23 protein-coding genes are annotated in these 19,225 nt (G+C 44.1%); 11 read left to right on the forward strand and 12 right to left on the reverse strand.

Annotated elements, in window-relative coordinates:
- Positions 1-195: 195 nt before the first annotated feature.
- Complete coding sequence (gatC, locus tag GO620_RS09140; RefSeq protein ID WP_157525942.1) at positions 196-507, reverse strand: Asp-tRNA(Asn)/Glu-tRNA(Gln) amidotransferase subunit GatC; 312 nt, start codon at positions 505-507, stop codon at positions 196-198.
- On the reverse strand, positions 504-1,235 hold the full coding sequence (locus GO620_RS09145; protein ID WP_157525943.1) for a lysophospholipid acyltransferase family protein: 732 nt from the start codon (positions 1,233-1,235) through the stop codon (positions 504-506). Before GO620_RS09145 ends, gatC begins: the two co-directional genes overlap by 4 nt.
- Positions 1,236-1,275: 40 nt before the next feature.
- Between GO620_RS09145 and trpS the strand changes: the two genes are divergently transcribed.
- From trpS to kdsB, 3 genes are all read left to right on the forward strand, one after another.
- Positions 1,276-2,271, forward strand: a complete 996-nt coding sequence (gene trpS / locus GO620_RS09150) for a tryptophan--tRNA ligase (protein WP_157525944.1) — start codon at positions 1,276-1,278, stop codon at positions 2,269-2,271.
- A gap of 292 nt (positions 2,272-2,563) precedes the next feature.
- The gene (locus GO620_RS09155) at positions 2,564-3,178 is read left to right on the forward strand and encodes a deoxynucleoside kinase (RefSeq protein ID WP_157525946.1); all 615 of its coding nucleotides are present in this window, start codon (positions 2,564-2,566) and stop codon (positions 3,176-3,178) included.
- 45 nt (positions 3,179-3,223) lie between these two features.
- The gene (gene kdsB / locus GO620_RS09160; protein WP_157525948.1) at positions 3,224-4,012 is read left to right on the forward strand and encodes a 3-deoxy-manno-octulosonate cytidylyltransferase; all 789 of its coding nucleotides are present in this window, start codon (positions 3,224-3,226) and stop codon (positions 4,010-4,012) included.
- A gap of 53 nt (positions 4,013-4,065) precedes the next feature.
- Here the strand turns inward: kdsB and GO620_RS09165 are convergent, their stop codons facing one another.
- The 5 genes from GO620_RS09165 to GO620_RS09185 all read right to left on the reverse strand — a co-directional run bounded on the left by GO620_RS09165 (position 4,066) and on the right by GO620_RS09185 (position 9,204).
- Positions 4,066-4,620 (reverse strand): sugar O-acetyltransferase, encoded by a 555-nt coding sequence (locus GO620_RS09165; RefSeq protein WP_157525950.1) that lies wholly within the window; start codon positions 4,618-4,620, stop codon positions 4,066-4,068.
- A 143-nt stretch (positions 4,621-4,763) separates the two neighbouring features.
- A complete protein-coding gene (locus tag GO620_RS09170; RefSeq protein WP_157525952.1) occupies positions 4,764-6,674 on the reverse strand; it encodes an AMP-dependent synthetase/ligase in 1,911 nt (636 codons plus the stop codon).
- Between the two features lie 324 nt (positions 6,675-6,998).
- The gene (locus GO620_RS09175) at positions 6,999-7,325 is read right to left on the reverse strand and encodes a HesB/IscA family protein (protein WP_157525954.1); all 327 of its coding nucleotides are present in this window, start codon (positions 7,323-7,325) and stop codon (positions 6,999-7,001) included.
- 134 nt (positions 7,326-7,459) lie between these two features.
- Positions 7,460-7,873: a Fe-S cluster assembly scaffold IscU gene (iscU, locus tag GO620_RS09180; RefSeq protein WP_157525956.1), complete on the reverse strand. Its 414-nt coding sequence runs from the start codon at positions 7,871-7,873 to the stop codon at positions 7,460-7,462.
- 119 nt (positions 7,874-7,992) lie between these two features.
- Positions 7,993-9,204, reverse strand: coding sequence for an IscS subfamily cysteine desulfurase (locus GO620_RS09185; protein WP_157525958.1), 1,212 nt, complete (start codon positions 9,202-9,204; stop codon positions 7,993-7,995).
- A gap of 103 nt (positions 9,205-9,307) precedes the next feature.
- Here GO620_RS09185 and mce point away from each other — a divergent pair, with 103 nt between their 5' ends.
- The 6 genes from mce to GO620_RS09215 all read left to right on the forward strand — a co-directional run bounded on the left by mce (position 9,308) and on the right by GO620_RS09215 (position 13,874).
- Positions 9,308-9,739, forward strand: a complete 432-nt coding sequence (gene mce, locus GO620_RS09190; RefSeq protein ID WP_157525960.1) for a methylmalonyl-CoA epimerase — start codon at positions 9,308-9,310, stop codon at positions 9,737-9,739.
- Between the two features lie 341 nt (positions 9,740-10,080).
- The gene (locus GO620_RS09195; protein ID WP_157525962.1) at positions 10,081-10,329 is read left to right on the forward strand and encodes a type B 50S ribosomal protein L31; all 249 of its coding nucleotides are present in this window, start codon (positions 10,081-10,083) and stop codon (positions 10,327-10,329) included.
- Positions 10,330-10,393: 64 nt separating this feature from the next.
- Positions 10,394-11,584: a GlmU family protein gene (locus tag GO620_RS09200; RefSeq protein WP_157525964.1), complete on the forward strand. Its 1,191-nt coding sequence runs from the start codon at positions 10,394-10,396 to the stop codon at positions 11,582-11,584.
- Positions 11,581-12,345 (forward strand): triose-phosphate isomerase, encoded by a 765-nt coding sequence (tpiA, locus tag GO620_RS09205; RefSeq protein WP_157525966.1) that lies wholly within the window; start codon positions 11,581-11,583, stop codon positions 12,343-12,345. The genes GO620_RS09200 and tpiA overlap by 4 nt, the downstream gene beginning before the upstream one ends.
- Before the next feature lie 112 nt (positions 12,346-12,457).
- Positions 12,458-13,390, forward strand: a complete 933-nt coding sequence (prmA, locus tag GO620_RS09210) for a 50S ribosomal protein L11 methyltransferase (RefSeq protein WP_157525968.1) — start codon at positions 12,458-12,460, stop codon at positions 13,388-13,390.
- Positions 13,391-13,532: 142 nt separating this feature from the next.
- Positions 13,533-13,874, forward strand: a complete 342-nt coding sequence (locus GO620_RS09215) for a helix-turn-helix domain-containing protein (RefSeq protein WP_157525970.1) — start codon at positions 13,533-13,535, stop codon at positions 13,872-13,874.
- A gap of 52 nt (positions 13,875-13,926) precedes the next feature.
- On the opposite strand, the gene GO620_RS09220 is transcribed toward GO620_RS09215, so the two are convergent.
- The 3 genes from GO620_RS09220 to scpB all read right to left on the reverse strand — a co-directional run bounded on the left by GO620_RS09220 (position 13,927) and on the right by scpB (position 15,967).
- Positions 13,927-15,045, reverse strand: coding sequence for a GNAT family N-acetyltransferase (locus GO620_RS09220; protein WP_157525972.1), 1,119 nt, complete (start codon positions 15,043-15,045; stop codon positions 13,927-13,929).
- Between the two features lie 68 nt (positions 15,046-15,113).
- Complete coding sequence (locus tag GO620_RS09225) at positions 15,114-15,293, reverse strand: hypothetical protein (protein ID WP_157525974.1); 180 nt, start codon at positions 15,291-15,293, stop codon at positions 15,114-15,116.
- Positions 15,294-15,406: 113 nt separating this feature from the next.
- Positions 15,407-15,967: an SMC-Scp complex subunit ScpB gene (scpB, locus tag GO620_RS09230; protein ID WP_157525976.1), complete on the reverse strand. Its 561-nt coding sequence runs from the start codon at positions 15,965-15,967 to the stop codon at positions 15,407-15,409.
- A gap of 110 nt (positions 15,968-16,077) precedes the next feature.
- On the opposite strand from scpB, the gene GO620_RS09235 reads away from it, so the two are divergent.
- Together GO620_RS09235 and GO620_RS09240 are read left to right on the forward strand one after the other, a co-directional pair.
- Positions 16,078-16,764, forward strand: a complete 687-nt coding sequence (locus tag GO620_RS09235; protein ID WP_157525978.1) for a ferritin-like domain-containing protein — start codon at positions 16,078-16,080, stop codon at positions 16,762-16,764.
- Between the two features lie 24 nt (positions 16,765-16,788).
- A complete protein-coding gene (locus tag GO620_RS09240) occupies positions 16,789-17,661 on the forward strand; it encodes a ferritin-like domain-containing protein (protein WP_157525980.1) in 873 nt (290 codons plus the stop codon).
- A gap of 16 nt (positions 17,662-17,677) precedes the next feature.
- Here GO620_RS09240 and GO620_RS09245 read toward each other — a convergent pair whose 3' ends face one another.
- Together GO620_RS09245 and GO620_RS09250 are read right to left on the reverse strand one after the other, a co-directional pair.
- The gene (locus tag GO620_RS09245) at positions 17,678-17,863 is read right to left on the reverse strand and encodes a hypothetical protein (protein WP_157525982.1); all 186 of its coding nucleotides are present in this window, start codon (positions 17,861-17,863) and stop codon (positions 17,678-17,680) included.
- 172 nt (positions 17,864-18,035) lie between these two features.
- Complete coding sequence (locus GO620_RS09250) at positions 18,036-19,160, reverse strand: CofH family radical SAM protein (protein WP_157525984.1); 1,125 nt, start codon at positions 19,158-19,160, stop codon at positions 18,036-18,038.
- Positions 19,161-19,225: the final 65 nt, after the last annotated feature.

The following is a 19,225-nucleotide window of genomic DNA, read 5'->3' on the forward strand; positions in this document are numbered from 1 at the left end:
CATTGTCACATCGCGAAACAGAATGAAACACTTTTCACTGAAAATCGGTAAAATGTGTTACACTGACATGATAGTGCATGGTTGATTTACAGCCATTTATCACACTGACAAAATCTTGTCAGATACTAATAAGTCAGTATTTAGTGAGAAAGTGTAACATGTTACACCCCATAAATGCGTCAGCAATTTTGAGGATTAGGCCTTGTCGCCATGCGCCTTTTTGACCAACACTTTGGGCACCATGAAGTATGTACCATCTTTCTGCGGCGCGTTTTGTAAAGCTTCTTGGTGTGTAATTTCCTGCTTGAGCACATCTTCACGAAATACGTTGCCGCCTTCGGTCATATAAACAAGCGGTTCAACAGCAGAAGTGTCTACCTCGTTCAGCTTATCCATAAAGCTCAGTATGCGGCTCATATCGTTCATAAGGTCCTGCTTTTCTTCGGCGCTAACCTCTAGACGGGCAAGGTGTGCTATCTTATCAACGGTTTCTTCTGTTACCTTCATTGTGCTGCAAACTTTTGGCTCATAATGCCGTACACTTTTTCCTTTAACGCGTCGGCATCATCGGCTGTCAAGCCTTTGGTATCAACAGGTTCGTGTACAAATATATCACAAATGCCGGGCCTGCTCCCTTTTTCCAGACCGGTATCCCACATTATTTGCCAGGTATTTACCGAGGTGATAGGGATAATAGGTATCTGGTAATCAATTGCCAGTCTAAATGGCCCGTTCTTAAATTCGTGTACAGATGGCGGGTAATCGTCGGGGATCTTACCTTCGGGAAAGATGATCAGGCTCATGCCTTCGGCTATTCGCTCGCCGGCCTTTTTAAATGCCCGGAAGGATGACATTTTGCTATCGCGGTTAACGGTAATGTCTATCGTTTTAAAATAAAGCGTAAGCACAAAGTTATCCAGCAATTCTTCCTTACCCATAAAGCAGTAGTTGTTCTTCATGAGCAGGCTTAAGCATGATGCGTCCAGCGATGAGGTATGGTTAGGACAAATGATGTAAGTGCCGCTCCAGTCGATAGGCTTCTCATATCTTACTTTATAAAATATCCCCGATGCCGATGAGCTTAAAAACGCGGTGACCTTACGCACCACATTCATGTATTTATACCGCGACGGCTTGCGCGAAAAGAAGTACAAAAACGGGTAAAGTAAACAGAAGAAAAGCGCGACCATACCAATATACCAATACGTGTGCACCTTCCGCAATGTCGTTTTCATCCGCACCAAAAATATAAAAAATCCTTACTTTCGCAGCCGTATGGAAACTGTTGTTAGCGGCATCCGGTCTACCGGGAATTTACACTTGGGCAATTATTACGGGGCTATCCAAAACTTCGTAAAAATGCAGTATGAGTACAACTGTTTTTTCTTTATTGCCGACTGGCACTCGCTAACCACACACCCAACTCCCGGGAATTTGCATGGAGGTGTTAAACAAGTTTTGGTAGAATATCTTGCAGCCGGCCTGGACCCAGAGCGCACTACGCTTTATATTCAAAGTGATGTTCCTGAGATTGCCGAGCTGTACCTATACCTGAATATGAATGCCTATATGGGCGAATTGGAACGTTCTACATCTTTTAAAGATAAAGTACGCGCAAACCCAGACAACGTAAACGCCGGCCTGCTGACCTACCCCGTACTAATGGCGGCTGATATATTGATACACAAAGCCACCAAAGTGCCTGTGGGTAAAGACCAGGAACAACACCTGGAAATGGCGCGCACCTTTGGCAACCGTTTTAACAGGCTGTACAATAGCGATCTATTCCCCGAGCCGTATGCCTTTAATTTTACCCAGAACCTGGTAAAGATTCCGGGCTTGGATGGCAAGGGCAAAATGGGCAAATCTGAAGGTGAAGGTAATGCAGTGTACTTGTCAGACTCGCCTGAGGTGATCCGCAAAAAAGTTATGAAGGCGGTTACCGACAGCGGCCCTACAGTAGAGAACCAAACCAAGCCCGACGAGATACAAAACCTGTTCGACCTGATGAAAGTAGTGTCTACCGCAGACACGTACGCGCATTTCGACGAGCTGTATAACAAATGCCAGATCCGTTACGGCGACTTGAAAAAGCAACTGGCAGAAGACATGATCATTGCCACCGCCCCTATACGCGAAAAGATAGACCATTTTGCCAACGACGCATCTTTCTTACGCCAGGTTGCCCGCCATGGTGCAATAAAAGCGCGTGAAAGTGCACAAAAAACAATCAAGGAAGTTCGCGAGATCATAGGGTTCAGGGCGTTTTAGTTTAGTTATTTGGTTATAAGGGCCTCTCCACAACCCTCTTCGAAAGAGAGGGAGCTTGCGTTAGGGATAGCAACGAAAAGCCCGCAGTCCCGATAGCAATCGGGACAAGGACTTGTAGTGTATAGCCCGACCCAAGCGCAGCAGGGTAACGCCATAATTATTATTCTTATCGCACTCATCTCCAATTAATTAGTTAATTTTATTAGCTAAATCTTAACAAAATATCCAATTCCGTTTCAATTATTTACGACAACCAATAACTTAGTGTCTCGATAACCATTAACTTTATCAGATGCACATCGCTATTGTTGGCAATATTGGAGCCGGAAAAACTACACTTACAGAGCTGTTAGCTAAGAATTATAACTGGGACCCCTTGTATGAGGCGGTTGATAATAACCCCTACCTGGAGGACTTTTACAGCGACATGAAACGCTGGAGTTTTAACCTGCAGATCTATTTCCTGAACAGCCGCTTTCGCCAGATAGTTGAGATACAAAACGGTACCCGCGATGTGGTGCAAGACCGTACCATCTATGAGGATGCCTACATTTTTGCTGAGAACCTGCACGATATGGGCCTGATGACCACGCGCGATTTTGAGAACTACAACAACATTTTTGACAATATAACGTCGTTCATAAAACCACCTGACCTGCTGATCTATTTGAAGGCATCTGTACCAAAACTAGTAAATAATATTCAACGCCGCGGGCGGGAGTACGAGATCGGTATCCGTTTAGATTATTTGTCTAAGCTGAACGAAAAATACCAGAAGTGGATAACCAATTATAACTTAGGCAAGCTATTGGTGATAGATATGGAAAACCTTGACTTTGCCAATAATACCGAAGACCTGGCAACTATTGTTCAGTTAGTCGAGCGCGAAATAAATGGGTTGTTTTAATACCTCACCCTGCCCTCTCCAAAGGAGAGGATTCTAAAATAAGTGATGAAAGTTATTCCTTTACAAGGTGAAAAGCCCTCTCCTTCGGAGGGGGTTGGGAGAGGTCAAATCCTCGGCGTCATTCCGGCCCGTTATGCGTCTACCCGGTTCCCGGGCAAACCGCTGGTGAATATTGGCGGAAAAAGCATGATTCAAAGGGTGTATGAGCAGGCTAAAAAGTGCATCTCATTTGGTGAAGTGGTGGTCGCTACGGATGACGACCGTATTTTCTCTCATGTAACAGATTTTGGCGGCAAAGCGGTTATGACCTCTGCTGAACACCAGAGCGGTACCGACCGTTGTGCCGAGGTTGCAGAAAGTTACCCCGATTACGATGTGGTGATCAACATTCAGGGTGATGAACCTTTTATAGATCCGGAACAGCTGACCAAAGTTGCGGCCTGTTTCCTTGACCCAGAAACGCAGATAGCTACGCTCATAAAAAAGGTAGCAAACGCCGAAGAATTGGTCAACGTTAACCACCCAAAGGTATTGATCAACCATTTTGCTGAGGCGATATATTTCTCACGTTCGCCACTACCGCATATCAGAGGTGTTGAGCAAAAGGACTGGCTAAAACACTATACGTATTTTAAGCATATTGGTGTTTATGGATACCGTGCCGACATTCTGAAGCAGATTACCAAATTGCCGGTATCCCCTCTGGAAAAAGCCGAAAGCTTGGAGCAATTGCGTTGGATAGAAAACGGCTTTTTTATAAAAGTAGCAGAGACGGAACTGGAAACCTACGCCATCGATACCCCCGAGGATCTTAAGAAACTCCCAAAGTTATAGCACCTAATTCTGCTTATTCTAAATCGCGATAGCTATCGGGACTGAATTCTAGTTCAAGACAATTTCCTGATCACCCTCGCCGGGTTACCTACTGCCAGCGAATCGTCCGGGATATCTTTGGTAACTACAGAACCAGCGCCAATGACACAGCGGTTGCCTATGATAACGCCCGGGCAAATGATACTGCCGCCGCCGATCCAGCAATCGTCTCCAATGGTAATAGGCTTCGCGAATTCGGTCGACCGGCGCTCGACAGCATCTAACGGATGTGTTGCTGTATAAACCTGCACAGCAGGCGCAAAGAAAACGTTGCTGCCGATCTTCACTTCCATCACATCGAGCACCACGCAGTTTACATTGAAGTAAACGTTATCGCCGCAGGTAACATTGTAGCCATAATCGCAATGGAACGGCGGCTCTATATACAAACCCTCGCCGGAGTTCGGGATAAGCTCTTTAACTATCGCTTTGGTGTTATCATTAAAAACGTATTCAGTAACGTTAAGCCTGTGCAGCAGTTGCTTGGCCTTGGTACGGTCCGCCAATAATTCCGGGTCGAAAGCCAAGTACGGCTCCCCGGCAAGCATTTTTTCTTTTTCTGTAGGCATAGCTATCCATTATTTCATTGCGAGGCACGAAGCAATCCCATCGCACAGTAAGTTGATATTTGATTTAAACGCTACGAGATTGCCGCGCCATCTCTGATGGCTCGCAATGACATCATTGGGGAACGCATCTCTTTATATGAGCCTTATTCCTCCACCTCTCCCGCATACATCTCCTCTATCGCCTCGGCGTATTTTTTTTCAATGACTTTGCGTTTGGCTTTCATGGTCACGGTCATTTCGCCGTCTTCCATGCTAAAAGGGTTACGTTTTACCTTAAAGTTCTTGATCCGCTCAAATTTGGCTAACTCGTTAGATAGTTTTTTCAGGTCTACGTTGATCCAGTCTGTCACCTGCTTATCACTGATAAATAATTCGGGTTGCTCAAAATACTGCTGATCGAATTGAAAGGTTTCCTGCAAGCTATCTTTCGACGGAACAATTATCGCGGTAACATATTCGCGCTTGTCGCCCACCAGAAATACTTGTTCAATTTTTGGGCTTTTTAAGTAAGTATTTTCAACCGGGGTGGGATAAATATTTTTGCCGAAGGCATTTACCAGCATGTTCTTCAGGCGGTCTGTAATTTGCAGATAACCTTTGTGAAAACGCCCAATGTCGCCGGTGTGGAACCAGCCTTCAGCGTCTATAGCTGTAGCGGTTTCTTCGGGCTTGTTCCAGTAACCCTTCATTACACTTATGCCTTTGATCAGTATTTCTCCCTCTTCCGACTCAAATTCAGGGTTAAAGCTATCATGCGTTTGAACAGTATAGATCTTATGGGTCTCGATATTCTGGATGCCCACTTCGGTACCTTTCAAGATGCGGCCAACGGTGCCATAAACCTGGCGCTCAAATTCGGTCACACACATTGGCCCGGTAGTTTCCGTCAGGCCAAACCCTTCAAGGATCGGTATACCCAGGTCGCCAAAGAATTCGCCCACATTTTTAGGCAAGGCGCCACCACCCGAGATAAGAAATTTCAACCGCCCGCCTGTTTTTTCGATGATCTTGCTGAACACCAGTTTATGGGCGATGGCGTGTTCACGGCTTAATAAGAAGCCCGGCGTTTTCCCGCTCTCCTTTACCTTACGATACTTCTGGCCAATAGCCATAGACCAATTGAATATCTTAGTCTTGATACCGCCAGCGGCTACACCGTTTTTGTAAGCACGATCATGAATACGTTCCAGTAAACGTGGTACACAGTTCATAATGGTTGGCTTAACCTCGGTCAGGTTTTTGGCCAGCAACTCCAAACTTTGTGCGAATGCGATACTGCACCCCGCGCCGCAGCAGATGTAATAAGTTGCACAACGCTCAAACACGTGCGAAAGCGGCAGAAAAGATAAGAACCTGTCAGTAGGCTCAACAATACTGATCTGGTCTAACCCATATCTAACTGTTTCTACAAAATTGCTGTGCATCAGCATCACACCTTTCGGGGTACCAGTTGTACCCGATGTATAGATCAAACAAGACAAGTCTGACGGTGTGATGGCTTCGCGGGCTTGGTCAATTTCCTTTGTATATTTTGGCACTAGCTTTAAACCCTCGGCAATGACGTCCTCAAATCCTATAACTCCTGCCTGTAGGTTAGCCGCGCCGGTGTATTTTTCGAAGTCATCAAAGGCCGGAATGATACGCATCAGCTCGGGGCAGTTGTTAGACACCTTCAATACCTTACGCAAAAGGAAGGGGTTACCTACCAATATCGCTTTTGCGCCCGAATCATTAAGGATATATTCTGTTTCTGCTTCTGTAAGTGTTGGATAAATAGACGCGTTGATCGCGCCAACTTGCTGCAGCGCCTGGTCGTAATAGATGTAATCCGGGCCATTTTCTATCAGCAGGCCTAACCGGTCGCCCTTTTTGATGCCCATTTCCAGAAACCATGCAGAGATAGCGTCAGCCTTTTCCAGGGTCTCCTTATAAGATATCTCTTGCCAAGTATTGCCAACTTTATCCAGTAAAAATGTATGCGTATCGGGGTGAATATTCTTAACCACGTTTCGCAACATTTGCGGAACGGTTTTTACATGTTCAGGAAGGTTCATCTAAGTTTAAAACGGTTTATAACAAAACAAATTTAAATAATTGAGGCATAGTTGCAAGAGTGGATATTGTTAATAAAAGAGAGTGGAAGAAGTTTTAGAGTAGTTTATCAATTCCCCTATAGAGAGGAGCTAGAGGGCATTCCCCCGCGGGTCGCGCTGGAGTTTACACTGAGCTAGTCGAAGTGATACAAGTCCTCTCCTGATCCCGATAGCCATCGGGATGGGATGCGGGCTTTTCGCTGCAATCGCTAACGCTAACAGTCGTATACATAACAAAAAAGGCGCCCTACCAGACGCCTTCAAAATATCTTTTGCAATTAAAAGTTAAACAGAGAAACTTTCACCGCAGCCGCAAGTACGGCTCGCGTTAGGATTATGGAAATTAAAGCCCTTACCGTTCAACCCGTCGCTGAAGTCCAGTTCTGTGCCGGCCAGGTAAAGGAAAGATTTCATGTCAAGGCACATTTTCACGCCTTTATCTTCAAAAAACTGATCGCCTTTTTTCTCTTCGTTATCAAAATCAAGGTTATAAGACAACCCAGAGCAACCGCCGCCTTGTACAGACACCCGTAAAAAATACGACGCGTCAAGCCCGGCATCTGTCATCAGATGGCTTATTTTCTCCTTTGCTTTATCTGTTACTGTAACCATTGGTTAGTGAGTGGTTATTAACGTGAGTGGTGAGTAGATAAAGTATATTTAGACTAATCGTAAATAAAGTATCGTAAGGTGTTAGACAGTAGCATATGACTATTCTCTATTCACCTCTCACCAATCACTAAAAATTAGTGGTGCGATTTCTCCAGTTCGATCGGCTCTAAGCCATTTTTCACGCGGTAATCGTTAATGGCAGCTTTAATAGCATCTTCGGCTAAAACAGAGCAGTGTATCTTAACCGGCGGCAAAGCCAATTCTTCTACAATGTCCATATTGTCGATAGCCATAGCATCATCGATAGATTTACCTTTAAGCCACTCTGTAGCTAAAGATGATGATGCAATTGCCGATCCGCAGCCAAAGGTTTTAAACTTAGCATCGGTGATCACGTTATTGCTGTCAACCTGTATTTGCAAGCGCATAACGTCGCCGCACTCTGGGGCGCCAACAAGGCCTGTGCCTACTTGTGTGCTGCTTTTGTCTAATGTACCCACGTTGCGCGGGTTGGTGTAATGATCTATTACTTTATCTGAATAAGCCATATCTCTTTATTTAAAATTTCGAATGTTCGATTTCGACTTTATTAACTCTATGTTTATGTGTATAGCATTTTAACCTTTTTCAAATTCCGAAATTGAAACTTCGAAATCCGAAATCAAAATTAGTGCTCTGCCCACTCGATAGAATTAAGGTCTATCCCCTCTTTAAACATTTCCCAAAGTGGAGAGAGTTCGCGCAGGTGGGTAACGGCTTTCTTAGTCACCTCGATGGCGTAATCAACCTCTTCTTCTGTTGTGAAACGGCCTAGACCAAAACGGATAGAAGAATGCGCCAGATCATCTGACAAGCCAAGGGATTTTAACACGTAAGATGGCTCCAATGATGCCGAAGTACAAGCCGAGCCAGATGATACTGCCAGATCTTTCATAGCCATCATCAAACCTTCGCCCTCTACATACTTGAAAGAAATATTAGCTACATGCGGCAAGCGGTGATCCACATTACCATTTACATAGCTTTCTTCTAAAACAGTCAACGAACTTTCTAACTTATCACGCAATTTTGATAAACGTGCTGCTTCATCAGCCATTTCTAAACGTGCCAACTCGCAGGCTTTGCCTAAACCAACAATACCCGGAACATTTAACGTGCCCGAGCGCATCCCGCGCTCGTGACCGCCACCATCCATTTGGGCGGTAACTTTAACCCTTGGCCCTTTGCGGCGAACGTATAATGCGCCAACCCCTTTAGGGCCATACATTTTGTGTGCAGACAGTGCCAAAAGGTCAATACCATCGGCGTTAACATCTACAGGGATCTTACCTACCGCCTGGGTAGCATCTGTCATGAACAGCGCGCCATGCTTGTGGGCAATAGCGGCGATTTCTTTAACCGGCTGAATAACGCCAATCTCGTTGTTACCATACATGATAGAAACCAAAACAGTTTCCGGTGTCATGGCAGCTTCCAGTTCGGCAAGGTTAACCAGGCCGTCTTCCTGCACAGGCAGGTATGTAACTTTTGCACCTAATTTCTCTATGTGCTTGCAGGTATCTAAAACAGCTTTATGTTCTGTAACCGCGGTAATAACGTGGTTACCTTTTTCTTTATACATTTCAAACACACCCTTAATGGCAAGGTTGTCAGACTCGGTAGCACCGGAAGTAAAGATGATTTCTTTTTCATTAGCGCCAATTAACTGGGCAACTTGCTCGCGTGCATAATCAACGGCCTCTTCGGCAACCCAACCAAAATGGTGGTTACGGCTGGCAGCGTTACCAAACTTTTGTACAAAGTAAGGTACCATAGCGTCCAGCACGCGTGGGTCCATCGGTGTGGTAGCGTTGTTATCTAAATATACGGGGATGTTCATAGCGTCTTTAATTTCAATACAAAGATAAGTAAAGTTTTATCTTTAATTTCTCAAAACACCGTCAGAAACGCCGTACATCGTCATTTAATTACAATATTTACACATGCTAAAAATAGAGCACATTGGCATTGCCGTGAAAGACATTGCAGCGGCAGGGGAAATTTATTCGGCAATTCTAAATACAGGTGTTTATAAAACTGAAACCGTTGAGAGCGAACACGTAATCACTGCTTTTCTGCAAACCGGTCCAAATAAAATAGAACTACTGCAAGCGAGTTCTAATGATAGCGCTATCGCTAAATTTATCGATAAGAAAGGCGAAGGGATACACCATATAGCGTTTGACGTAGCCGATATCGAGGCAGAAATGACCCGGTTGAAAAGCAAAGGTTTTGTACTACTAAATGAAACACCAAAACGCGGTGCGGATAATAAACTGGTTTGCTTTGTGCACCCTAAGAGCGCTAACGGCGTTTTGGTTGAGTTGTGCCAGGAGATGCAAAAGGAGACACAAGAACCAAGAGACAAGAATTAAGAAATGCTGACACCAAGTGTACAATGTTGCACAGGACTTGAAACCTAAACCCGATAGCAGCGGCACGAAGTAAAGCGAATAGCGGGGCTGCAGTTTGATAGCAGCACCAGCGTTCATTTTCAAGAAATTAAAAAACCTTACAAGCTGAATAAAATTTTTCGCTACGCTCTGAATGACAGGCGCCATTTATTAAAGCCCCTCTCCTCTTGGAGAGGGGTTGGGGTGAGGCGAACAAAACTATTCTCCTGCCTAAAGCCTAATCACAACATTTTTGAATTTTGCCTTTTTACTTTTCAATTAATTACCTATATTTGCACCTCTTTTTAAAGGAAAGTACGACAATGAAACAAGATTTGCATCCTAAAAATTATAGATTAGTTGTTTTTAAAGATATGTCTAACGACTATTCTTTCATCACAAAATCATGCATAGACACCCGCGAGACCACTAAATGGGAAGACGGCAATGAATATCCATTGGTAAAATTAGAGATCTCGCACACCTCGCACCCTTTCTACACAGGCAAAATGAAACTGGTAGATACCGCGGGCCGTATCGATAAATTCCGCAACCGTTACGCTAAAAAGTAATCTGTTGCTCTATTAAAATATGAGAAAGTCTCCCACTATCGGGAGACTTTTTTATTTTTGCCCAATGGCAATCATCCTGTTTGACGATAACACTCACCAAACACTTCGCCCCCTTACATTTACCCGCCCTGTTGCAGATCTGCGTGTCGGCATCATCACTATAGCCCAGAAATGGGCAAAATATCTAAAGGCAAGCTATTCTTTTAAAACGCAAGATTACCTGCAGGCAAAATTTCCGCTGGAAATAAGCAAGAACAATATTTTTATCAACGGCAGTTTTTGTCCCGATGATAACCTGGTAGAGGCAATAGATAAACTTAGCCAAGGCGAAGCGTTAACCTATAAAGACCGCCTGGTAGCTGTAAAATTTCCACAAGTTGATGCTGAAAATTTTGCTTTTGACGCACAATTTGATAAAACTATCTCTTACGAGCGCGTACCTGTTTACATCAAATATCCGGAAGACATTTTCCGCAACAACGACATCGAGCTGCGCAAAGATTTCAGGCTGTTGACCAAAGGCCGCACAAGCGCAACTGTGGGTAGCACAAACGTGATAATTGGAAATGATTTTTTTGCCGAGGAAGGCGCAATTGCAGATTGCGCTACATTCAATACCCGTAACGGGCCTATTTACCTGAGCAACGATACCGAAGTTTGGGAAGGTGTACATATTCGGGGATCATTTGCGCTTTGCAACCATTCGCAGGTAAAGATGGGCGCTAAAATATATGGCGCTACTACCATTGGCCCTTATTCACGTGTGGGCGGCGAGTTAAACAACGCAGTGATCTGGGGCTATTCGGCCAAAGGGCATGAAGGTTACTTAGGTAATTCTGTGGTGGGCGAATGGTGCAACATGGGTGCGGACACAAATAACTCTAACCTTAAAAATAACTACGCCGAAGTAAAATTGTGGGATTATGCTACAGAGCATTATCGTAAAACGGGCTTACAATTTTGCGGATTAATTATGGCAGATCATGCAAAATGTGCCATTAATACCATGTTCAATACCGGTACAGTGGTAGGTGTGAGTGCCAACGTTTTTGGCGCCGGCTTCCCCAATAATTTTGTACCCGATTTTACCTGGGGAGGCGCGCAAGGCCTGGAAGAGTATTCGATTAACAAGATGTTTGAGACTGCAGCCCTGGTATATTCTCGTCGCGAAAACCGCGACTTTGACCAGATTGAGCGCGACCTACTTCAAAACGTATTTGATATAACTAAAACATACAGAGATATTTTATTATGAGAAAGAAAATTGTTGCCGGCAACTGGAAAATGAACCTCGACTATAACGAGGGTATTTCATTATTCTCGGAGATCGTTAATATGGTAAACGACGAGATCACCGGCAGCCAGACTGCTGTAGTCTGCAGTCCGTTTATCCATTTATACAGTATTGCGCAACTGGCAAAAGGCTACAGCAAAATTGGCATTGGCGCGCAAAACTGCCATCAGGCAGAGTCGGGAGCCTATACCGGCGAAACATCTGCTAAGCAGGTAAAATCTACCGGTGCCGATTATGTGATCCTTGGCCACTCAGAACGCCGCCAGTATTTTGGTGAGAACAATGAACTGTTGGCCGCCAAAACAGACACCGCTTTGAAAAACGGTCTTACCCCTATTTTCTGCATTGGCGAAACCTTAGATGAGCGCGAAGGCAACCAACATTTCGATGTGATCAAAACCCAATTGCAAGAAGGTGTTTTCCATCTCTCGGCCGAAGATTTCGGCAAACTGGTTGTCGCTTACGAACCCGTTTGGGCAATAGGCACCGGCAAAACCGCAACATCAGAGCAGGCCCAAGAAATACACGCGTTCATACGCAAAGAGATCGCTGATAAATACAACCAGCAAGTTGCGGACGATACCACCATTTTGTATGGCGGCAGTTGTAACCCTAAAAACGCGCCCGAATTGTTTGCGCAGGCGGATATAGACGGCGGTTTAATAGGCGGCGCATCTTTAAAATCGCGCGATTTTCTGGACATCGTAAAGGTGTTTAATTAATACTTCCTCCCACGTCATTGCGAGGAGGTACGACGAAGCAATCCCCTGCAGACATGTTAAATGAGATTGCTTCTCCCGGTAAACCGGGAGAAGCAATGACGTATAAGAAACAATGGACTATTACGAATTAGTTTTTACCCTACAGGCCGAAGAGTATCAAAAAGACCTGGTTATCGCCGCATTGGCCGACTTAGGTTTTGATACTTTCGAGGAAACCGATAACGGCTTTAAAGCATACATCCCCATCGCCACTTTCAATAACGGCGAGATGGATACCGCTTTGGCCCCATTTCTGAACGACTTTTCTTTTGGGTACGAGGTAAACCTCATCCCCCAGACAAACTGGAATAAAGAGTGGGAAAGCAACTTCAGCCCTATGACTGTTGGTGACAAGGTACGCGTTCGTGCTACATTTCATGAGCCGGATCCGGCATTTGAGCATGAGATCATCATCGACCCGAAAATGGCTTTTGGTACGGGCCATCACGAAACTACTACCATGATGATGGCGCACCTGCTTAAAGCAGATCTTACCGACAAAACTGTGCTTGATATGGGTGCCGGCACTGCTATACTGGCAATATTAGCTGCCAAATTGGGTGCTAAGGAAATAACCGCGATAGATAATGATCCCGTTTGCTACGACAGCAGTATAGAAAACTCGCGCTTAAATGATATAGATAACATCATTTCAATTTGCGGATCTAAAGAGGCAATACCTGATAAACAGTTCGACGTTATTTTGGCAAATATTAACCGTAACATACTGGTAGACCAAATGCAACGTTACGCTAAAGTTTTAAAACACGGCGGCGAAATCTACTTCAGTGGTTTTTATGAAAGCCCCGACCTGGATATCATCAAATCTGAAGCCGCGAAATATAAAATGCATTACATAGCCCACAAGAAAATGAAAGATTGGGTGGCAGCAAAATTTGTAAAAACTAATTACAATCTGAACCCACAAGTGGATTTTAAGGATTTAACAACCCGCCAAAACCAGGCGAATTTCGATTTTAAATTAAAATTTCAGATTTTCTTTTAGGGAAACGAGGCCTCATAACTGCTTGTTAATGAGCGTTAAAAATATGTTGATAAATCTTTTTTGCAGAAAATAATTTATAATGCGAAAATTTGTTGTAACTTTATTAACTATTGAGAAACCTTCACCCTAATTAAACTTTTAAATGAAAACACTGGGAAAAAAAATCAGATTATTACGCCACCAAAAAGGCTGGAGCCAGGAAGATGTAGCCAAAAGATTGGATATTTCGATACCTGCATTTTCGAAGATCGAAACGGGTATTACAGACATCAACCTATCGCGCCTTGAGCAAATAGCTGATCTTTTTGAAATGTCTGTTGTTCAATTGTTAACCTTCAATGACGCAGAGGGCGAGTTGAAATATACCAACGAGCTGGAGTCTGTTAACAAGAAACTGATGGACAGAGAAACAGAAGTTATCGACCTTCAGAAAAAAGTGATCGAGCTTTTTGAAGAACTTCGTCAAAACAAAGTTTCTGCGTAAACATTAATCCCTGTGAAAATATTCAAGCCCGTACTTAAACAGTATGGGCTTTTTATTTTAAGGTGTATCTTAAGGTTAGGTGCTTTTTGCTGGTCTCTGCTCCCATAGCGTAATGAATAGCCAGCATCTTCTCATTAAAATCGCCAACCCATGATAGTTCCAACTCTTCGTATTGGTGCAGCGGCAGCACGTGCTCTTTTATTTTGATGAAAATTGCCGATTCAAGCCCGTGGTTCTGGAATTTCTGCTTGGTTCCCATTACCACCGCGCGCATACGGGTCGCACCTTTCCACCTGTTATATACAAACTTTAACTTGCCAATCAGATCTAACTTACCATTAAGATTTTTGATCATCTGATTCGCATCCGGCAGGACCACCACGACAGAAGCCGGCTCGCCGTTAACATATGCAAACCAAATGAGCTGTGGATCCATTATCGGCTTCATCTGTCGAAAACTGTTCAGAATCGCTTCAGTAGTTATGGGCGAAAAATTCTCGAAATCTTGCCAGGCGTCGTTGTAAATTTCTTTGAAGTCCGCGGCGAAATTATCAAGCTCTTTAAGCGTGAGGTGCTTAAACTCATATCCCGGTTTCTTAGCTACCCAATTAGCAATTTTTGTAAAACGTTCCGGAAATTCTTTATAAACCTGCAACTTATTGGTTATCTGGGTGTAGGACACTTCAAATCCATACGTTTTAAACAGCACTTCGTAGTAAGGCGGGTGGTAATTCATCCCGAAGGACGGCGATACAAAACCATCTACTAAAAGCCCCCAGTTGCTGTCGTTCTCGCCAAAGTTGATAGGGCCATCCATGGATTGCATGCCCTTACCGGCAAGCCAGTTTTTTGCGGTATCGAACAATAAATTCGCCGCAGCCTGGTTGTTAATGCACTCAAAAAAGCCAATTCCTCCTACCTGTAAACCATCCTGATCTGATTTTTTATAGTTGATAAATGCCGCAATGCGTCCAGCGACCTTATCGCCATCAAATAAAAGCCATCGGTTAATTACGCCGTGTTTATGAAAACTGTTTTTTGCAGGATCGAAAACTGCATTCAAGTCGTTGTCCAGCGGGCGTACCCAGTTTTCATCGTTGTAATAAATGACCACCGGCATTTCTAAGAACGTCCTGCGTGTTTGTTTATCGGCAACTTCTTTGATCTGCATTCGTATTAAAATAAAACAGCACCCGTGCTCATCGCCCGGATGCTGTAAAGCTATTCGTTTATCTCGTATTAAAAATCGTCGTCTTCGTCGTCTTCATAGCCATCATATTCCAGGTCGTCTAAGGGCGCGTCAAAATCATCGTCATCGTCAGATCTAGTCGCCGAGCGGCTGTTATTTTCAGACAGATCCTGATCCAAATCGTCATCAGCATCGTCTACCGGCTTTGTATTTTTCTTAGGTACTGCCATCACATTAAAACTTTAAATGTATAAACAATCAGACGTATTAATTAGTGCTTGTGTTGCAAATCTAATGTTTCTTAAAAACAGTTTAAACCGTAATTTCGAAAAAAAATTGAAATTTATTTTGCCTCGTCGCCAATAGTTTCGCCACTTTCCGCAATGTCCTTAACATGCGGCAGATCGGCCAAATTGTTAATACCGAAATAGTCCATAAAAAGTTGCCCGGTGGTATAAAGCAAAGGTTTGCCTACCGTATCTGATTTTCCACTGATAGTGATCAGTTCCTTATCCAATAATTTCTGTAAAGTATAATCGCAATTAACCCCGCGTATCTGTTCTATTTCAACCCGGGTTATTGGTTGCTTATAGGCAACTATAGCCAACGTTTCGACTGCCGCCTGGCTTAATTTCTTTTTTGAGCGCTGCTGCAGTAGCTGATTTATAGCCGGATGAAATTCCTTTTTGGTTAAAAATTGGTAACCATTCCCGGTTTTTATCAACTCGATAGCGAAGTTATTATCAGAATAATCACTCCTAATAGCTCTAATTGTATCCTCGATTTCAGACTTCTCAATGTCTTTTTCATAAGTCGCCTGAAGGCAAAATTGCAGTTCTTCTATGCGTATGCTTTGTTCTGACGCAAATATGAGTGCCTGCACAACCTGTTTTAAATTCTCCATTTTCCTTTCACATGCTTTATGCACTTCTTTAGGCTCTTAAAAACCGCGCAACAAATACCTGCGTAGCTTGTAGTAACCAACTAATACGTAAAGTTAAACAAACATCTCTTATGGAAACACAAACACAAAACTTACAGAGCGAGGGTATGCCACGCCGCAAGTTCCTGCGTTATGCCGGTACAGGTGCGGCAATGGCAGCCGGTGTAATTGCAGCATCATCCTGCAAAAAAAACACCAACTACGAAAGTGACCACCTTGACATTGGTAGCGGCGACACAGGTATATTAAACTATGCCTATGCCCTTGAGCAACTTGAAGCTGCATTTTACACTCAGGTATGCGGAACTTTTTACGCCGGTATCACATCTGCAGAAGCTGCATATCTTACAGACATCCGCGATCACGAAGTTTCGCACCGCGAATTATTCAAAGCAGCTTTAGGCAGCGCAGCGATTGGTCCTATTACACCAAATTTCTCATCAATTAACTTTGGCGACCGTGCAAGCGTTTTAACAACCGCGCGTACATTTGAAGATTTAGGTGTTTCTGCTTATAACGGAGCAGGTTATATGATCCAGAACGTTGCTTATTTGGGCCTTGCCGGTAAAATTGTTTCTGTTGAAGCACGCCACGCATCTTTAATTCGCAACCTGATCACTTATGGCTCTTTTGCAGATTCAACAGTCATTGATTCAAATGGCCTGGATGTAGCAAGAACGCCAAACCAGGTAATTCCTATTGCCAATCAGTTCATTGCAGGTAAATATCTGCGTGCACCACAATACGGAGTTTATTAGCAGACCCTTAAAACCAGAAAAATCATGAATTTATTTCAAATACTAGACGATATACAAACAGCTGACCCGGAATTTAAAGACAGGATCAGCCCGCGCCGCGCCGCGATAAAAAATATCACCAGCTTTGGCAGCAAGGTTGCTGCCGCAGCTGCGCCGTTCGCATTCACAACATTGTTTAAAAAAGCGTATGGCCAAACCGCAACACGTTCTGTAACAGACGTTTTGAATTTTGCTCTGACGCTTGAATACCTTGAATCGTATTTCTACAACCAAGGCCTTGCGCAAGCCAACCTGATTCCTTCTGCCGATAAAACGTCTTACTTTAACACTATCGCCGCTCACGAAAATCAGCACGTGGCGTTTTTAAAAGGCGTTTTAAGTAGTGCGGCTATTCCTTCGCCTGCGTTTGATCTTACTGCCAAAGGAACATTCCCGGATGTGTTAACTAACTATAACACTTTCCTTAATGTTTCATTAGCGTTTGAAGATACAGGTGTACGTGCTTACAAAGGCCAGGCTGGCTTCTTGTTAGGTAACCAGGTAGCGTTAACTGCTGCTTTGCAGATCCACTCTGTAGAAGGACGCCATGCATCAGCAATTCGTTACCTGATCAAACAAAAAGGTATAAACATTAAACCGTGGATATCCGGCACTGCAGCTAATGGTAATGATACCGGCGTTGCTGCTGCAAACGCTAACTACGGCCCGGGTTCTCCAGCGGCAAGCTTCCCTTCTGAAAGCAACACCGTGCAGGCAGGTGTAGATCTTACTACCCTACCAGGTTATACCAATCTTACCCAAACCTCTACAACTAAATTTAGTGTAGCGGTAGAGGCATATGATGAACCGTTAGATACAGCAACTGTATTAGCAGTCGTAGGTCCGTTTATCAAATAACAATTGAACGACTCCTTTAAAAAGTCCCGCCTAAAGCGGGACTTTTTTTTTGCAATATATTCCCCGTTTCGGGTGCAAAATATTCCACAATAGAAAATTTGTTAACCCACAAAGCGCGTTTTAAAGCGTATAAGTTAATATTTAACTGATTGGCACAAATGTTGGCTAATAGGAAAAGTCCTTCCAAAGGACTGTTTTTCATAGGTAGATGTAGAGTCGGGCTAACTGCGAGAGTGAATCCGACTTTTTTATGCCCCCTAAAGGGGGGGGGAGTTGGAAAAATAAAATAATCCAAATATTTGCCTCCATTAAACAAGGAGACGAAAATCTTAATATTTAAAAAAGGCACGTTTCCCCTTCAGGGGATTAAGGGGTTAATAATCTATCACCTGCTCTTCTAACTGCTCCGGTGTTATACGCCATTCATACTTCTGGTTACGTAATTGCGGCTCAAAGCCGGCCTCTTTAATAGCAGTCTGAATGCCCTGGGCAGTAAACCGGTGCGGCGCACCCGCGGCTGATACTACGTTTTCTTCGATCATTATTGACCCAAAATCATTGGCGCCGGCATTCAAACAAAGCTGGGCCACTTGTTTGCCCACTGTAAGCCACGAGGCCTGAATATTTTTAATATTTGGCAGCATGATACGGCTCAGTGCTATCATCCGGATATATTCGTCGCCTGTAACATTATTGGTGATGCCGCGAACTTTGCGCAGCAATGTCCCATCGTCCTGAAACGGCCATGGAATGAATGCTGTGAATCCATAATGCCCTTCCGGCTTTTCTGACTGTACCTGGCGTATCCAAACTAAATGTTCAAAGCGCTCTTCGATAGTTTCCACGTGTCCAAACATCATAGTGGCGGATGTTGGCAGGTTTAACTTATGGGCTGCACGCATTACATCCAGCCACTCCTGGCAGCCGCATTTACCTTTCGAAATAAGCCGGCGCACACGGTCATTCAAGATCTCTGCACCTGCACCCGGTAACGAATCCAATCCAGATTCTTGCATAGCACGCAGCACATCAATATGTGCCATGCCTTCCAGTTTTGCAACGTGGGCAATCTCCGGCGGGCCTAACGAGTGCAATTTAAGATTCGGGTATAACTCTTTAAGCCCTCTGAAAAGGTCGGTGTAGAATTGAAGACCAAGATCGGGGTGGTGGCCGCCCTGCAGCAGCAACTGGTCGCCGCCGTATTTAAAGGTCTCCTCTATTTTGCGTTTGTAAGTCTCAATGTCTGTGATGTAGCTATCCTCGTGACCGGGTCGGCGAAAGAAGTTACAAAACTTGCAATTGGCGATACACACGTTTGTGGTGTTGACATTGCGGTCTATTTGCCATGTAACTTTGCCATGCGGCACCTGAATTTTACGCAGCTCATTAGCCGTGTACATCAGTTCGGGCGTCGACGCGTTATGGTAAAGGAAAACCCCTTCTTCGATACTTAGAAAATCAAAGTTCAACGCGCGCGATAGCAGGTCAGCAGTATTCATATTATAAAGATACGGAGTGTTTGGGGTAAATGGTAAACGGCGAACGGTAAACGGCTGTTTAAGCT

The sequence above is a fragment of the Mucilaginibacter ginkgonis genome, assembly GCF_009754905.2.
GTDB classification, from domain to species: Bacteria; Bacteroidota; Bacteroidia; order Sphingobacteriales; family Sphingobacteriaceae; genus Mucilaginibacter; species Mucilaginibacter ginkgonis.

Bases quoted from the DNA above. Each gene is read 5' to 3' on its own strand.
- GO620_RS09245 (WP_157525982.1), bottom strand. From the start codon at position 17,863: ATGAAAAACAGTCCTTTGGAAGGACTTTTCCTATTAGCCAACATTTGT.
- GO620_RS09155 (WP_157525946.1), top strand. From the start codon at position 2,564: ATGCACATCGCTATTGTTGGCAATATTGGAGCCGGAAAAACTACACTT.
- GO620_RS09215 (WP_157525970.1), top strand. From the start codon at position 13,533: ATGAAAACACTGGGAAAAAAAATCAGATTATTACGCCACCAAAAAGGC.
- GO620_RS09145 (WP_157525943.1), bottom strand. From the start codon at position 1,235: ATGAAAACGACATTGCGGAAGGTGCACACGTATTGGTATATTGGTATG.
- GO620_RS09250 (WP_157525984.1), bottom strand. From the start codon at position 19,160: ATGAATACTGCTGACCTGCTATCGCGCGCGTTGAACTTTGATTTTCTA.
- GO620_RS09220 (WP_157525972.1), bottom strand. From the start codon at position 15,045: ATGCAGATCAAAGAAGTTGCCGATAAACAAACACGCAGGACGTTCTTA.
- GO620_RS09195 (WP_157525962.1), top strand. From the start codon at position 10,081: ATGAAACAAGATTTGCATCCTAAAAATTATAGATTAGTTGTTTTTAAA.
- GO620_RS09170 (WP_157525952.1), bottom strand. From the start codon at position 6,674: ATGAACCTTCCTGAACATGTAAAAACCGTTCCGCAAATGTTGCGAAAC.
- GO620_RS09200 (WP_157525964.1), top strand. From the start codon at position 10,394: ATGGCAATCATCCTGTTTGACGATAACACTCACCAAACACTTCGCCCC.
- kdsB (WP_157525948.1), top strand. From the start codon at position 3,224: ATGAAAGTTATTCCTTTACAAGGTGAAAAGCCCTCTCCTTCGGAGGGG.
- GO620_RS09235 (WP_157525978.1), top strand. From the start codon at position 16,078: ATGGAAACACAAACACAAAACTTACAGAGCGAGGGTATGCCACGCCGC.
- mce (WP_157525960.1), top strand. From the start codon at position 9,308: ATGCTAAAAATAGAGCACATTGGCATTGCCGTGAAAGACATTGCAGCG.
- trpS (WP_157525944.1), top strand. From the start codon at position 1,276: ATGGAAACTGTTGTTAGCGGCATCCGGTCTACCGGGAATTTACACTTG.
- prmA (WP_157525968.1), top strand. From the start codon at position 12,458: ATGGACTATTACGAATTAGTTTTTACCCTACAGGCCGAAGAGTATCAA.
- GO620_RS09165 (WP_157525950.1), bottom strand. From the start codon at position 4,620: ATGCCTACAGAAAAAGAAAAAATGCTTGCCGGGGAGCCGTACTTGGCT.
- GO620_RS09240 (WP_157525980.1), top strand. From the start codon at position 16,789: ATGAATTTATTTCAAATACTAGACGATATACAAACAGCTGACCCGGAA.
- GO620_RS09175 (WP_157525954.1), bottom strand. From the start codon at position 7,325: ATGGTTACAGTAACAGATAAAGCAAAGGAGAAAATAAGCCATCTGATG.
- scpB (WP_157525976.1), bottom strand. From the start codon at position 15,967: ATGGAGAATTTAAAACAGGTTGTGCAGGCACTCATATTTGCGTCAGAA.
- tpiA (WP_157525966.1), top strand. From the start codon at position 11,581: ATGAGAAAGAAAATTGTTGCCGGCAACTGGAAAATGAACCTCGACTAT.
- iscU (WP_157525956.1), bottom strand. From the start codon at position 7,873: ATGGCTTATTCAGATAAAGTAATAGATCATTACACCAACCCGCGCAAC.
- gatC (WP_157525942.1), bottom strand. From the start codon at position 507: ATGAAGGTAACAGAAGAAACCGTTGATAAGATAGCACACCTTGCCCGT.
- GO620_RS09225 (WP_157525974.1), bottom strand. From the start codon at position 15,293: ATGGCAGTACCTAAGAAAAATACAAAGCCGGTAGACGATGCTGATGAC.
- GO620_RS09185 (WP_157525958.1), bottom strand. From the start codon at position 9,204: ATGAACATCCCCGTATATTTAGATAACAACGCTACCACACCGATGGAC.